The sequence below is a fragment of the Calothrix sp. FACHB-168 genome (assembly GCF_963889195.1).
Taxonomy (GTDB): domain Bacteria; phylum Cyanobacteriota; class Cyanobacteriia; order Cyanobacteriales; family Nostocaceae; genus Aulosira; species Aulosira anomala_A.
Genome location: NZ_CAWPNJ010000052.1, coordinates 66180 through 82043, shown reverse-complemented (window position 1 = coordinate 82043; position 15864 = coordinate 66180). Strand labels below are relative to the sequence as shown.

Annotated in this window: 14 protein-coding genes; 7 read left to right on the top strand and 7 right to left on the bottom strand. The window is 40.2% G+C overall.

Annotation, left to right across the window (positions count from 1 at the left end):
- Positions 1–27 precede the first annotated feature (27 nt).
- Positions 28–303, bottom strand: coding sequence for a hypothetical protein (locus AACW45_RS27910; RefSeq protein WP_190629350.1), 276 nt, complete (start codon positions 301–303; stop codon positions 28–30).
- A 137-nt stretch (positions 304–440) separates the two neighbouring features.
- Positions 441–1619: an ARPP-2 domain-containing protein gene (locus AACW45_RS27905; protein WP_190629347.1), complete on the bottom strand. Its 1179-nt coding sequence runs from the start codon at positions 1617–1619 to the stop codon at positions 441–443.
- 150 nt (positions 1620–1769) lie between these two features.
- On the opposite strand from AACW45_RS27905, the gene AACW45_RS27900 reads away from it, so the two are divergent.
- Positions 1770–1925 (top strand): hypothetical protein, encoded by a 156-nt coding sequence (locus AACW45_RS27900; RefSeq protein ID WP_190629346.1) that lies wholly within the window; start codon positions 1770–1772, stop codon positions 1923–1925.
- Between the two features lie 126 nt (positions 1926–2051).
- On the opposite strand, the gene AACW45_RS27895 is transcribed toward AACW45_RS27900, so the two are convergent.
- From AACW45_RS27895 to AACW45_RS27885, 3 genes are all read right to left on the bottom strand, one after another.
- Entirely contained in the window at positions 2052–3512 is a 1461-nt protein-coding gene (locus tag AACW45_RS27895) for a hypothetical protein (protein ID WP_190629344.1), read from the bottom strand.
- A 398-nt stretch (positions 3513–3910) separates the two neighbouring features.
- Entirely contained in the window at positions 3911–4279 is a 369-nt protein-coding gene (locus tag AACW45_RS27890; RefSeq protein WP_190629342.1) for an alr0857 family protein, read from the bottom strand.
- A gap of 116 nt (positions 4280–4395) precedes the next feature.
- Positions 4396–4521, bottom strand: coding sequence for a hypothetical protein (locus tag AACW45_RS27885; protein WP_277880212.1), 126 nt, complete (start codon positions 4519–4521; stop codon positions 4396–4398).
- A gap of 461 nt (positions 4522–4982) precedes the next feature.
- Between AACW45_RS27885 and AACW45_RS27880 the strand changes: the two genes are divergently transcribed.
- From AACW45_RS27880 to AACW45_RS27855, 6 genes are all read left to right on the top strand, one after another.
- A complete protein-coding gene (locus tag AACW45_RS27880) occupies positions 4983–5138 on the top strand; it encodes a hypothetical protein (RefSeq protein WP_190629340.1) in 156 nt (51 codons plus the stop codon).
- A 99-nt stretch (positions 5139–5237) separates the two neighbouring features.
- Positions 5238–5639, top strand: a complete 402-nt coding sequence (locus AACW45_RS27875) for a ribosomal maturation YjgA family protein (RefSeq protein WP_190629339.1) — start codon at positions 5238–5240, stop codon at positions 5637–5639.
- Positions 5640–5897: 258 nt separating this feature from the next.
- Positions 5898–7502, top strand: a complete 1605-nt coding sequence (locus AACW45_RS27870; RefSeq protein ID WP_190629338.1) for an alkaline phosphatase D family protein — start codon at positions 5898–5900, stop codon at positions 7500–7502.
- Between the two features lie 549 nt (positions 7503–8051).
- Positions 8052–10454 carry a spherulation-specific family 4 protein gene (locus AACW45_RS27865; protein ID WP_190629337.1) on the top strand — a complete coding sequence of 801 codons (2403 nt, stop codon included), beginning with the start codon at positions 8052–8054 and terminating at the stop codon, positions 10452–10454.
- The gene (locus AACW45_RS27860; RefSeq protein WP_190629336.1) at positions 10455–10748 is read left to right on the top strand and encodes a hypothetical protein; all 294 of its coding nucleotides are present in this window, start codon (positions 10455–10457) and stop codon (positions 10746–10748) included. It abuts the gene before it with no gap.
- A 284-nt stretch (positions 10749–11032) separates the two neighbouring features.
- A complete protein-coding gene (locus tag AACW45_RS27855) occupies positions 11033–13969 on the top strand; it encodes an NACHT domain-containing protein (protein ID WP_190629335.1) in 2937 nt (978 codons plus the stop codon).
- A gap of 492 nt (positions 13970–14461) precedes the next feature.
- Here the strand turns inward: AACW45_RS27855 and AACW45_RS27850 are convergent, their stop codons facing one another.
- Together AACW45_RS27850 and AACW45_RS27845 are read right to left on the bottom strand one after the other, a co-directional pair.
- Positions 14462–15010, bottom strand: coding sequence for a GrpB family protein (locus tag AACW45_RS27850; protein WP_190629334.1), 549 nt, complete (start codon positions 15008–15010; stop codon positions 14462–14464).
- Positions 15011–15220: 210 nt separating this feature from the next.
- Positions 15221–15718, bottom strand: a complete 498-nt coding sequence (locus AACW45_RS27845; RefSeq protein WP_190629333.1) for a DUF427 domain-containing protein — start codon at positions 15716–15718, stop codon at positions 15221–15223.
- Positions 15719–15864: the final 146 nt, after the last annotated feature.

The following is a 15864-nucleotide window of genomic DNA, read 5'->3' as shown; positions in this document are numbered from 1 at the left end:
AATGACTAATGACCAATGACAGATAAATCATTCTACTGTACGCTCCATAGAAGCACCACCAAAACTAAACGCAACATCATAGCCAATTCGCATAGTGAATAATCTAGCTTTGGGATTTTTCTGCTTTAACATTAATGCAGATTCTACACCAGTTTTATCAATTCCATATTCGCCTGTTTCCGCATCGATTACAATCATCTTGCCAATATTATCGCCATATTCAACTTGTTGACGAATGCCATTTTCGTAAAATTGTTTGGCTCTTTGGGCAACTTCTTCTACAGTCCAAAAAAGAGCTTGCATATTACACCTACTGTTAGCCGAGCGTTCTTATATATTCTCATTATAGAGGTGGGGAATTATCAATTTTTTCAACCGTGATGCTATTGTTCTCGGTCAACCGTCAACCGTCAACCGTCAACTGTCAACGATACTATGAATTATTTTTTCCCTTTTTTCCTAGCTGCATCTCGCACTTGTTGATTGAGTAAATAACCGAAGCCGACTGTCTCTAAGCGGGTGACAAATTCCTCGCGGGTGTTACCTAGTGCTTTGGCTGTAGCATCTATATTCCAGTTATAAAAATGTAGCTGGCTGAGTAGATAAACTCGCCGGGTTTGGGCGGTGGAAAGACGGTAAGTTTTGAGATATTCTAATTCGCCATTTTCTCGGATAATTGCTTCCCCAATATGATTTTCCTCCTTGGGGCGCAAATCGGTGATAAATCTTTGCAGGACAAAGGGCCCTGCTGTAAAAACTCTTTGGGAATTTAGCTGACGTTGTAATAATCCTTCCGCCATGAATCCCTGAAAAGCAGCCCAATGCGATCGCATTTTGGCGATCGCGCTGCGCAAATCTGCCAAACTATTAATTGTCGAATCATCTACCGACAAATCCATTGGAAAAGGCTTGTCAAACATCAAGCTGTATTCATAAATTAACTCGCCGTAGAAGTCCTCAAGTAAACTGGTATGTAAAGCGCGGTAATCTTCCGGGGTGGGAACTACAAACGCCGATGCTAAAGTCTCAGCGACAAATACCAACACTCCAACTTGTCGCGGATGAATCTCAAATACTCGCAAAGCATCTTCCAATCCCGCAATATAACGTCCACTCACGGACATTTCATAGCGCGAACCTAAGCCATGAGATAAAGCATACTTAGAATATTCACTCCAAGCAATATCGGGGCCGGAAAAAAACAACGAGAGAAAACCTTCCATCGCCAAATGTAGCGGTAAAAATCGCAGTTGATTCTTGGCTTCTCGCTTCGCCATGCGATGCATTAAGCGTACAGTCGCACAACCGCAATCTAAACGCTTTCCATCTGATTTTATTATCTGTCCGCCAAAGCTAGCCAGGGGACTTCCATCGTCACTCCAAGACATCACCAACCCATGAGGCACATAGGAATAGTATTTCATCCCAGGTTCCGCGATCTTTCCGTCTAAGGAGACAATAGTAATATCTTCGTTGTAGTTACGCTGCATTAAGCGTAAATCTCCCCGCACCTCACGCCGCAATAAAGGAACAATTCGCACGGCACCGCGTATCTGAGATGGTGCAATTTCTAAGCCTTTTAAGGATATATCTGTTAATAATTTCTGTTTGGTTGCCATGATTAAGAAGGGAAGTTAGGGTTGAGGCTTTTTTAACGCGGAGGGGTGCTGAGTTCTCGCAAAGGTACGCGGAGTTTTCTTGAGTTAATTGGTTGAGAAGGGATTATGTTTTGTTGTGAGGTGGAAGTTTTGAGTTAAAAGGTGGAAGTTTTGAGTTCTGAAGTTCATGCTTCGAGTAAAAAGGTGCAACTTTCGAGTTCTGAAGTTCATGCTTCGAGTAAAAAGGTGCAACTTTCGAGTTCTGAAGTTCATGCTTCGAGTAAAAAGGTGCAACTTTCGAGTTCAGAACTTCATGCTTCGAGTTAAAAGGTGCAAATTCCGAGTTCTGAACTTCAAGCTTCGAGTTAAAAGGCTCAACTTCCGAGTTCAGAACTTCAAGCTTCGAGTAAAAAGGTGCAACCTCCACTCTCAAAGCTTTAATTCTTGTGATATTTACCTTTCTTCATTTTGAATTTTGAATTTTGAATTTTGAATTGTTATCATTTGTCGCACTCTTTCCGCTAAATATGCTTCTAATTCTGACAACGGCGCAGAACCATCAGCGAAACGTGCAAATCCTAACATCGTGGGTAAGTCTTCTGCATCCCTTAATCCCACTGTGGGGATGGTGTGGCTGAGATTACGCAAGGAAAAGTCTTCGGAGTTAAACACGGGATTGCAATGAATGATGGAAGTTCGCCTTTGCGGATCTAATTTAGTCCGAAATATCCGCAAAACTTCCGCCGCACCTTGGGGAGGATAGTTTTCACAACCGTCAGATACAATTACCACCAAATCTGCACCAGAACCTAAGGCGGCTAATAGGGGTGTAGCTAAATCAGTTTGTCCGTAAGCGCGGATTTGTAAGGGATTTTCTGGGGGTATTGTCCAAAAAGCACGATATTCCTTGGCGGCGGCTTGTAATAAGTAGTGCGTAGCCAAAGCTACACCCAAAGGACGACGGCGTTTTTCGCTAGAACCAGAGCTAGAGTAGCTACAATCTAACACAGCCGCGACTTTTCCCAGCTTTAACGGTGCTTTTTTCAACACAAACCGCGCGGATTGCTGCATTGCTTGGTGTAAAATCTCCCGTTTTTCTGTTCTGATTTCCAGAGGTAAGGAAAGAATATACAACGCCAACTTAGTTAAAGGTAAACGTCCTAAATCTAAGTCAATTTCTACCTTTTCCGTGCGTTCTGCTGCACCTTGGAAGCGTAATTTTTCCCCTACAGTCATTTGCTGTTGAATGCGGGTTAAAAATACCTCGCGCTTAATCTTGTGTTTAATTGCTAATCCTTCCGCTACTGTGAAAGGTAACTCGTAAATTGCTTCTGCACTGTAATGTGCTTGACGAAACTTTTCAAATAATGCTGTTTCATAAATCTTTTGTCTCCAGTTATGAAAGAGAAAAGTACCTAATTCCCCTTGAAGTTTCAAGTGTGCGTGAACTGCGATCGCTCTTACCTTGGTACGATACTTCACAGCATGGAAACTCAAATCACGACGCTGCTCTAAATATTCTCGCGCGATCGCGCGACTGCGGCGATTATTAATCCGTCGTTGACGCAACTGTTGTAATACCCCCCAAGCACGTTGCGGTGGTAAATTATGCAAAGCCTGCGCAATTAAAGCACCCTCTTCTTCCTTATATTCTGGTAACGTATCCTTCCCCGTCGCCAACAATTTCAAAATAATCTGCGCCTGATTAAAATGATTAATTCCCGCAGCCAAAGAACGGGCATAAAGTAAGCGATAATTCCCCAAAATATAATCATGTAAAAAGTCAATTGATACCCTTTGTCCATAAGCATCATCATAAAACTCACGCTGTCCCGTACAAGCCAGACAAGCATTAATAAACATCACCAAATCTTCCCGCGCCACCTGTTCCACGCGGTTATTTTCAACAACCATAATAAATTACGAATTACGAATTACGAATTAGTTCGGGTGCTGTTTGGGGAGAGATTAGCACGACTTAGTTGAGCAATTTAACAAATTGGAACGGAAGTCATACTCAAGTCCCGCAAACAGCAAAACTAAAAACTTCAAGATAAATTTAACCTATAAAAAATTACGAATTACGAACTACGAATTACGAATTATTTCGGGTGCTGTTCGGGGAAAGGCGGCGCGACTGGCTAGTACGAATTCACAGTTCGGGTTCGGAAGTCACACCAAAGTCCCGCGAACAGCAAGACTGAAAACTTAAGGAAACTTCAAAAAACAAATTCTTATGTTATTAACAGTCAACAGTCAACAGTCAACAATCAACAGTCAACAGTCAACAGTCAACAGTCAACAGTCAACAATCAAACGTAACAAAATTGTTCTGTTTTCGCGAGTCCCTCAAGCAATAATTCCGCAGATTTGCTCAGTGAAGTGACAAAAATACCTACTTCACTTTCTTGATGAGCAGCTATCCAAGTACCTTTGAGAATAACTTCTACAGTTGTAGCATCACAAGGACAAATATCTACAATATTTGCTTGATTTAACTTCTCTAAATCTACCAAACGCGCAGATTCACATGGCAGTAAAAATGCAGCTTGACTAGCTTCAATGTAAATATTAGTTGCGGAATGCAAAGCTAGCGTAACTCTTTGATTCACCCAATCTTCTAAAGCGGTTTCCAGATATTCTAAGCTAAAGCTATTTTCGGTGTAGGTAAGTTTTAACATAATTGGCTGAGTGATATTTAAGTTTTAGTTGTTTCATCTATATTTTGAGAATATGCCAAAGAAATTCCCCCAAGCCAGTGGAAGATAAAACAGCCAAAAAGCTTGTCAAATCAGGCTTAGACAGCTAGGGGAGGTTCGGAAGCTGGGGGAATCCCCCAACTTATTTTGCTTAATTTTAGTAATGCGATCGCGCTAGGAACATCCGATTTTTTAAATACCCAATAAATTTGCAGTGCGAGCATATTGCATGATGAATGAACACCAGCGAGCAAGATGTTTGTCCTTCGGACACGCTACGCGAACGCACTACGAAAGATAGGTAATTTATTTTTTATAAGTCCCCTATGCACCCCAAGCGCTAAACTACAGCAGATTGCAAGTTGGTGATATACAAATTATCGTTGACTGTAGGGGCACTGGCACTGCCATGCCCCAAGCGCGTACCTCATTTATCTGAAATACGCTGTATATTATTAGTAATAGTCTTGTTAGTAATAGCTTCAATACCTTTGTAGATTTGTAATGAAGTTTGTCAATTAATATCCAAGCTTAATGTTTTTTGTAATCAATTAATCTAGATAAACTTTTCTAGAGATTCTTATCATTGCTCGCGATTCTCATCAGAAATGTACTTTAATTGAAAATAGTTAGCAGAAGTGATTCTGTTTATAAACGTACTGAAGTACTAGAGGGGAATCGTATCATGCGTGAAATGACTTTTAAACCCTTGACTGAAGCAGACCGTCAGAGAAATCAATATCTAGATAAGATTAATCATGCTCCCTACCCGACAATTTTCTTAATGGCAATGGGAGTGTTTGTGTTATTTACTATCGGCGTGTTAATTGGTGCTTTTTGATTCGATTTTGTACTGTTCCAACAATTCATTGTTTTTGATGAAGTTCCCAGTGCCCTATCTTGATTCAGAGATAGGGTTTAATTTTTTTATCCTAAAATAATGGCAATTAACAGAAATATTCGCTGGCGAACTATTCTATCTTTAGCTGTAGTTCTCCCCATTGGACTTTTATACAGCCACTATCGCAATTCTGTTTGGTGGTTAAATCAAGAAGTAGGCGGAATTTTTTATGAAATATTTTGGTGCTTATTTGCCTTTTTATTTATTCCTACTCGTAAAGCAGTTTGGCAAATACCTTTATGGGTATTGGTAATTACTTGCTTGTTAGAATTTCTGCAATTATGGCAACCACCATTTTTAGTTTGGGTACGTTCATTATGGTGGGGTAAATTGTTATTTGGTAGCGTTTTTACTTGGGCAGATTTTCCCTATTACTTTATTGGTAGTGGCTTAGGATGGCTGTGGTTAAAGCTAATTGCTAGAGGCACAAATTTAAAATAATTTAAGATTTCCGCAATTTTTTGTAACTAATTAAATTTAGCGCGATCGCATCCTATCACCTCAAGCGATCGCGCTCAATTTACTATGCTTACCTTCCTTAACTTCTAGATAACTGAAAATTTACTAATTATCTAACTCCATTGTGATAAATTCCAACTTTGTAATTAATCAATTTTGCTCCAGCCATCCTATTTAAATGGTGAAAACTATTAGTTTCACCTGTCAACAGTCAACTGTCAACAGTCAACAGTTAACATTATGGAATCCAAACCTCTAATGAAGTTAAACCGCCGCCAATTCTTACTCACTTCAGCTGCTACAGGCGGTGGAATTATCGCTAGTAATTTTATCTCTCAATCACCAGTTTTCGGTGAAGCGCCTGCAATTATTACATCAGAAAAGATGCGTCCTACCATACCTTATGGCGTAGCTTGCGGAGATATTAGCGGTAATAGTGCCATAATTTGGAGTAAGAGCGATCGCCCCTCACGAATGATTGTAGAATATTCAACCAGCGAATCTTTCCGGCGCGTGCGGCGGCTAATTGGGCCAGTAGCTTTAAAAGATAGCGATTTTACAGCTAGGCTAAGTCTTGATACCTTACCCCAAGGCGAACAAATATTTTATCGAGTCATCTTCCAAAATTTAGCTGATAAAAAAATTTACAGCGCACCAGTTACCGGAACTTTCCGCACTCCATCCAAATATCGCCAAGATATTTTCTTTGCTTGGGGTGGAGATACAGCCGGTCAAGGATGGGGTATTAATCCTGAGTTTGGCGGGATGAAAATTTACGAAACCATGCGGAAAATGAAGCCCGACTTTTTCATCCATTCTGGTGATAATATTTACGCAGATGGCCCGATTCCATCACAAGTCACCCTTGATGACGGCACAATTTGGAAAAATCTCACCACAGCAGAAAAATCGAAAGTAGCAGAAACTCTCGATGAATTTCGTGGCAATTATATCTACAATTTAATGGATGAAAACATCAGACGTTTTAACGCTGAAGTTCCCATTCTCTCGCAGTGGGATGACCACGAAGTTACTAACAATTGGTATCCTGGAGAAATTCTGCCAATTAGTGATACTCGCTATCAAGAAAAAGATGTTTCTGTACTAGCAAGCAGAGGAAGACAAGCATTTTTAGAATATATGCCCATTCGCTTTAATGGCGATCCAAAAGACACAACAAATATTTATCGCTCTTTTAACTATGGCCCATTACTAGACATTTTCATGCTTGACGAACGTACCTATCGCGGGCCAAATACACCTAATCGTCAAACAGTACAAAGTCAAGACACAGAATTTTTAGACACAAAACAAATAAGATGGTTGAAAAAGCAATTACAACAATCCAAAGCTACATGGAAAGTAATTGCTAGCGATATGCCTTTAGGGCTTGTAGTGCGCGATGGTAGCACCGATTTTGAAGCTTGGGCGAATGGAGATGGCCCAGCTTTAGGAAGAGAACTCGAACTAGCTGATTTACTGCGGTTTATTAAACGCAACCATATCAAGAATGTTGTTTGGTTAACAGCTGACGTACATTACGCCGCAGCCCATTATTACGATCCCGCTAAAGCCATGTTTACTGATTTTAAGCCTTTTTGGGAATTTGTCGCCGGGCCTCTTAACGCCGGCACATTTGGCCCTAATACACTTGACAATACCTTTGGCCCCCAAGTGAAGTTTCTCAGCATTCCCCCAGGAATGAAAGCAAATCGCCCACCCAGCGAAGGTTTGCAGTTTTTTGGTACAGTCAAAATCAATAGTTACACCACGGTGATGACTGTAGAATTGCATAACTTGAAAGGGGAGACTCTCTACAGTATCGACTTACCCCCGGAAAAATAAAACCTATTCTCTGCGTCTTTGTGGTTTAAAACTAATTTAACCGCAGAGGCGCAGAGAACACAGAGATAAGAGGTTACTGAGGAATTGATTGTAAGAAAATTATTATCCACTAGGAAATAGCCAATTAATCTCAGTATTGACAAAATTACCAAATATAGTCTTTAAAAACACATTTATTGGATAGTGAAATTATTTTAATATCGAATCAATCATAAATCAGGTTAATAAACCCTCAACTAAGACAAAAAATGAGTAACCATAATTGCTTAATTAAAGCAGATCGTAGGTGCATGGCACTGCCATGCCCCCCATAGGTGTAAGGCTGCATCAGGGTTTGGGCTTGCAGCAATAATAATAAAAATAAGCTGTAAATCAGATAAAAAATCTATATTTTATCAATTACAAGCTTCAAAACATTTCAATATATCCGGAAATTTAATAAAATTTTTGGTTACAAAATAACGTTGATGATTATATAATTTTTGAAAAAGTTAATTGTAAAATTGCTTAATCTTCGCTGATTTATCAATATAAAAATAAAAAAACAATATGGTTGCATCAAGACTAAATAGTACTAAATTATACTTATGGGATAAACCGTTTTTTGCATCACCCACCATTGCACGTTCGGATATCTTGACAGTTAATGATGGCGGTTGGACAAATCAGGATCGCTATTTTCGCCAATTAGCCGATGTTAACGGCGATGGACGGGCTGATATTGTGGCTTTTGGGCTAGATGATGTTTTAGTCTCGCTCGGAAACAGTAATGGTACTTTTGCCAATCCGTTGATCGCCCGTTCTGATATCTTTACAATTAACGATGGCGGTTGGTCAACTCAAGATCGTTACCCCCGTCAGCTAGCGGATGTTAATGGCGATGGAAGAGCTGATATTGTTGGTTTTGGCTTAGATAATGTCTATGTCTCATTAGCTAACAGCAATGGTACTTTTGCCAATCCCTTTATCGCTCGTGCTGATAGCTTTACAGTTAACGATGGTGGATGGCTAACTCAAGATAGCCATTTTCGCCAGCTAGCGGATGTAAATGGCGATGGACGAGCTGATATTGTTGGTTTTGGCTTAAATAATGTCTATGTCTCATTAGCTAACAGCAATGGTACTTTTGGCAATCCCTTTGTTGGCTTGACGACAAACGATGGGGGATTAATTAGTCAAGATGCTTATCCTCGCTTGCTAGGAGATGTTAATGGTGATGGACGGGCTGATATTGTTAGTTTTGGGACAACCGATGTTTGGGTAATTCTCGGTCAAAGTAATGGCACTTTTGCCAATCCTATATTAGGTATTAAAAACTACTTTACCACGAGTAAGAATTGGACTAGTCAAAATCTCACTCCCCGTCAATTAGCGGATGTTAATGGCGACGGAAGGGCTGATATTATCGGTTTTGCTGAAGATAATGTTTATATCTCTCTAGCTAAGAGTAATGGTACTTTTGCTACTCCTACTGTCGGGATTAATAACTACACAGTTAATAGTAATTGGACAAGTCAAAATTTAACTCCTCGCCAAGTCACCGATGTTAATGGTGATGGTCATGCTGATATTGTTGGTTTTGGGGTAGATAATATTTATGTTTCTCTGGCTGCTACCAATACAATAGAAATTGTAGGCGGTGCGGGTAATGACTTACTTAATGGAACGGCACAAAACGAACTGTTAAAGGGGGGAAGTAGCCCCAATAGCGATTATATAAAAGGTTTAGCAGATTTGCGCAATGCTGGCGTCGCGATCGCAGGTTATGTCTGGACTAATTACGGCAAACGCGATATTGAAGAAGTTAAAGCCGATATTGATTTATACCAAGACTATTACAACGTCAATAGCATTTTTCTGGATGAAGCGGCAAATACTGCCAGTCAGGTGAACTACTACAAAGAATTACACGACTATATCATCAACACCAGCAAACTAGACAAAGTTATTCTCAATCACGGTACTCAACCAGACAGTCGTTATTTGTCGGAATTACCCAACGCTAATTTAGTGATTTTTGAGAATCAAATCGGTTGGACTACAGCGCCAACTCCAGCTAGCGGCTATAACTCCGATCGATTTTCCAGTTTAATATATTCTGTCACCGATCCGGCGGTGATGAAAAACTATATAGATATTGCAGTTAGTCGCAATGTGGGGTATATCTACGTTACAGACGATGGCGCAGATAAAAATCCTTGGGATAGACTAGCTTCTTATTGGCAAGAACAAGTTAATTACATTGATTCTTTACCAGCAGCTAGCAACCTTAACATTTTATTGCCACTATACGCCTATCCTAATTGGTATAGTAGCAGCTATCTTTGGGATGATGTCGCTGCGGCTAACGCTAAAGTACCAATTACTGCAATTATCAATCCCAATCACGGCCCGCAAACGGGGAACGATACCCTCAATGGCGGTAATGGCAATGATACCCTGATGGGTTTTGATGACAACGACTCTCTCAACGGTGGAGGCGGTAACGATTTGCTCATCGGCGGTGCGGGTAATGATATCCTGTACGGTGGATCTAATGGCGACACCCTTAAAGGTGGTAGCAATGACGACAAACTTTATGGTGATAGTGGTAGTGACTTCCTTGAGGGTGGTTATGGCAATGATACCCTCAGTGGCGGAGGTTATTCGCTAACTAGCACGGAAATAGATACTTTAACTGGTAATAGTGGCGCAGATAGATTTATCGTAGGAGATCCATCAGCGTTTCTCTATATTGGCTCCAGTTATGCCAAAATCACCGATTTTAAAGCTTCTGAAGGTGATGTGATTCAGTTAAAAGCCTCTGCTAATGTGAATGAATACACTTTTACCTATGAATCTACTAAATATGGTAGTGCAGCGATTTCAGACTCATTAATTTATCGAGGTAACGATTTGATTGCAGTGGTGCAAGATGTTTTAGTGACGACACAAAATATTATATTTGTTTAAATGGGGCATGGGGCATGGGGCATTGGGCATTGGTTAAGAAAGGATAAGCAAGGCGATGCATTAACAATGCCAGGCGATGCATTAACAATGCCAGGCGATGCATTAACAATGCCAGGCGATGCATTAACAATACCAGGCGATGCATTAACAATGCCAGGCGATGCATTAACAATACCAGGCGATGCATTAACAATACCAGGCGATGCATTAACAATACCAGACGATGCATTAACAATGCATACAGATCCACCCCGTAGGGGCGGGGTATCACCCATTGGTGTCAACTTAAGCTAAAAGCTATATAGGGTACAAAAACTTTCGCCCTCATCCCCTAACCCCTTCTCCTGGGGGAGAAGGGGAATTAAATCTCTTGCTCCCCTCTCCCTGTGGGAGAGGGGTTGGGGGTGAGGGCAAAAACTCTGCTACAAAGCGGGTTTCACGTTAAGTTGACACATATGGGTATCCCCGCCCTTAGCGACAATCCGTATGTCACAATCATTAATTGAACCCGTATAACCTAAGGATATTGCTAAACTGAGAGAATTCTTGGAACTTTGTTCAGTCTGAAAACTACAGCGATGGCAAGACCGAGTTATGGCCCAGAAGCAAAAAAGCGATCGCGCCGCTTATTAGAAGTATTATTAACTTATGCTAATGATGCGATCGCCACTCAGGATGAAGCGACTTTAGAAGCATTACGTCCCCAAATCCAAACTCGCTGGTTATCAGAACATCGTCTAGTTATCAGAACTAAGCTGAGATTTTTGCAAGCACTGACAACCTTAGCGCCTGGAGAAATTCAATTAAACGCTGAACATATTAAAGAAGCTTTAAAACGATTTACCGATTTCTTAGAAATTTTAGAAGATAATCGTCCGGCTCGTAGCGGTTCGGAAACTTGGCATTTTACCCTCAATCTTTGGCATACACGCCATGATATTGTCGCTAATTTACAAAAATTTGAGCTTGAATGGGAAAATCGTCGTCCTGAAAAATCAAAGCAGGTAGCAGCAGAACAAGGGGAAGGGGGACAAAAGGAAGGGGGAGAAATCATAGATTGGCGGGGGATTTGTCGTGATGCTTTAATGGCACAAAATCACCAACGTTTGACAACTAATCCGCTTACTAGTGCTGATGGTGTGAGTTTTGAATTAGATCAAGTATATGTACCGTTGGGATTGGTGGAACGCAAACATCGTCAGCGTTATGGTAGTGATGTCAATCCTCAAGAGGGTTCGCGGTTGTATGAACCTGAAGATACAGAAGTTACCCAAATTTTTAATCATGAGGAATTTCTCCAACAATTACTCAGAGAACAACAAAGTCAGCGCATTGCGATTGTTGGCGAACCAGGCGCAGGAAAAACAACTTTACTGCAAAAAATCGCCGCTTGGGTGTTAGAAAATACCCAAGATTTGCCGATTTGGGTTGATTTGGCAGATTTACAAGGTAAAACTTTAGAGCAATATTTAATTCAAGCTTGGTTACCTGCGGCTATTCGTAAGCTTCGCGTTCCCGCAGAAGTTGAAGAAGCATTTTGCGAACAGTTTAATCAAGGACGAGTTTGGTTATTCTTAGATGCAGTCGATGAAATGGCTTTGGAATCTAGCCAAGCTTTAACGAAAATAGCAAATTATCTGACAGGTTGGGTAGGAGATGCAAGGATAATTCTCACCTGTCGATTAAATGTGTGGGATGGGGGTAAGAATGCGTTGCAATCTTTTCAAACTTACCGCAATCTTAATTTTAGCTATGGGGAAAAATCTGCTCTCAATTCCTCACATTCATGCAATCAAGTAGCACAATTTATTCGTCGCTGGTTTCAAGATAATCCCGATGCTGCTGAGAGTTTACAAGCTGAGTTAGCGCAACCAGAACGACGACGGTTAAAAGATGCGGTGAAAAATCCTTTGCGTTTAGCTTTACTGTGTCGCACTTGGGGATTAACTCAAGGAAGATTACCCACAACTAAAGCGATGCTGTATGAGCGATTTGTGGAATCAATTTATGAATGGAAACAGGATCGATTTCCCACAACTTCCACCCAGCGACAACAATTAAATCGTGCTTTGGGAGAATTAGCGCTGTTAGCAATTTCTCAAGAAGAAACCAAGTTTCGCCTGCGACACCGTTTTGTCTGTCAAGTTTTAGGCGCGCCTGATGATGGGATGTTTCAATTAGCGCTACAGTTAGGCTGGCTCAATCATGTAGGCATTTCGGAAACTCAAGGCGAAAGAGTTTATGCTTTTTATCATCCCACCTTTCAAGAATATTTCGCCGCTCAAGCTATTACTGATTGGCGTTTTTTCTTTAATTGCAATTCATCTCATCCCAGTTATCGCATTTTTGCACCCCAATGGCGAGAGGTAATTTTATTATGGTTGGGTAGAGATGACATTCCCCCAGCTCATAAAGAAGAGTTTATCCAAGCTTTAACAGCATTTACTGATGATTGTGGCGGATATTATAGTTATCAAGCTTATTTTGTCGCCGCACAAGGCATTGCTGAGTTTACAGATTGTCAACAGGCACAGAAAATTGTGCAGCAGTTGGTAAAATGGCGATTTGGCTATTACGAAAACGAGCAACAGCAGTTAAGATATCCCGCACCAATTGTCGAATGCGCGCGAGTATCCTTATTAAAAACCGATCGCCTAAAAGCGATCGCGGCTTTAGAACAATTCGTTACATCTAGTCAAAACGAGTTCGATATCTGGAATGCAGCTTATAGTTTAGGTAAAGTCTTCGATCCTGGTAATCAAATTGCGATCGCAGGTTTAGAAAAGATTTTACAAACTGTACGCTATGAAGCATTGCGCTGGCAAGCAGCGTATAGTTTAGGTAAAGTCGATCCGGGTAATCAAATTGCGATCGCTACTTTATTAGAAATTATTACCTCAACCAAGAGTGAATCTACTCGGCGCAAAGTTGCTTATAGTTTAGGCAAAATCGATGCTAAAAATGCCGTTGCTATCTCTACACTAGAGAAAATCGCCGCATCTGCAACCGATCCATCCCAAAGTCGTCAAGCATTAGAAAATTTAGCCACCCTACACAGCGATAAATTATCTTCTGTCGTTAATTCTATCCCCGCACAATTTCCCAAAACTAGAAGACGTAAGCGTAAAACCAAGCCACCATCATCATATTACTCGCTCAATTTTCAGATAGCAGAATTAACCCAAGGTATCGCCTTAGCAGAGGATGAAGATACCCAAAGAAGAAGAGCGTATAAATTAGCGCAGCTTGTTCCTAGTAATTTAATTGCACTCAATACCTTATTACAGCTGATCAAATCCAGCAAAAATGAAACACTGCGCAAACGTACCGCAGATAACATTAAAGAAATTTTACTTCCCGAACAATTCCCAGACGCGATCGCATCATTGAAAAATTGTAGCTGTCAGCAATTTCTCAATGATGAACGAGAACGCTGTCGCGACTGTTATAAACTAATTTGGCACTGTGCAGACAATATGGATTATTTAGATTTTTATCAAATTTGGCATCAATAATGTTAAGTAGTCGCAATGATGACATAATCTTGTCACCCCAATGTCACCAAAGAGTGAGATATTGTAAATAGATGGATTGTTAATTTTCTTACCAAGGCAGGAGAACCTGCCTTTTATTTCAGTAATTTCTCAGTCAGTCTCTAGAAGTTGTTTATTCCCGTTCTCTGCTGTTATCTGGCGCTGAATAATTTCAATCAAAATTATAATTTAATATAGCAATTTTTGTATCCGGAAGATTTACAAAAATTCACCGTTTTTGGCGATCGCGGATGAGGAAAACCGAGCCAAAATCTGTAAATACTAGTAACTGAAAAATAGCAATAAAACATCCTACTCAACATTCATTGAGTAGGATTAAAATCAAAATATTTCTTTAAACCCAGTTTTATTTTACACTGCTATACGCATAGATTGTAGGGGGGTATTACCCCTCACCATTTATCGGTAATTATACTGATGCGCAATTTAAATATATTGAGTGACTTTGCGCCATCAATCAAGGTTAGGTTTAGATGAGTTAGGTTGAAGCAATTGCTTCCATTCGATGGCTTTTCTTTCCATCTCCTTGATAAATCCGTCTTTGCCATTCACATATGCTTCGATATCATTGGGATATTGCTTGGCTAATTTCCGCTTCAAATCGCTGTATTTAATTGCATCTTCTGGATGTGCAATCATGTAATCGCGAAATGCTAAGTGTCTTTGAACTTCAGCAACATTAATCTTGAAGAAATGAACATGATGTGTTCTGATTCCTTCCTCATTATGTTTACGAAAGAAACGACGACCAGGGAGACCAAATTCACCCATATTTTGATAAGCTAATGCAGTCATTGCTGAACTTTGCTCATCTACCTTAGCAATGTCCTTAACCTGAACTAATATATCAATAATTGGTTTTGCATAAATGGTAGGAATCGAAGTACTACCAATATGATGAATATCCACGATATTATCGCCCAATGCTGATAAAATCAGTTTGGCTTCAGCTTCAAACTTACTCCGCCATGTTGGGTCGTGGGGTACAACTTCTACTTTCATGAGAGACTTGAAAAATTGCAAATACAAAACTCAAAACAGTTTTTCTGGAGGTATAAATAAGTAGGCGATTGTACACAATTAAGATACAAAATTTCAACAAATTTGAAGCCCTGACAAATGACAAATGACAAATGACAAATGACAAATGACCAATAACAACCCTGACTAGTTATCTTTAATTGCGCCAACTTACTTAGTTATTGATGATAATTACCATCCCCAACTACCAGGAATCCCCTTAAAAGGCCCAACTATATCCCTAGTAATCCAACCACCATAAAAGTTACCAGGTTGGGGTTGTACCTGTTCGCCATCAACATAGCAAGCATCCATCGTATGCGCGTAAAAAGCAACATAATCTTTCATTGCTACAAAAGCTGATGTCGGATCGGGATAAAACCAAGCAGTATTCTCAACTGCTTTGTCACCAACCCGAATGCTGTAATAATTGGCGAGTCCTTTCCATTCACAAAAACTAGACTTTGATGTCAGAAAAAGGTACTCCATTTTAATATCAGCAGGCGGAATATAATATGTAGGCGGGTGGCTAGTTTCTAGAACCCGTTTTGCTGCGTGAGTATCAACAATAGTTACCTGATTGCAAATAATTTGAATATGTTTATTTGTATCCTCAAGACGTGGGGGACGAGGATAATCCCAAACAGATTCTTGTCCGGGAGATGGTTCAATGCGTTGTGGATAAACCATAATTTAATTGACAAATGTTAATAAGTAAGCTGAGAAACAATATTAATTCCCCAAATAAAAAAACAACACAAATGGTCTGATGAAACATCTGCGACCGTTTGCGTTTATAGAGGAATTAAACATAGGGGGATGCACCCTGAAAAGCT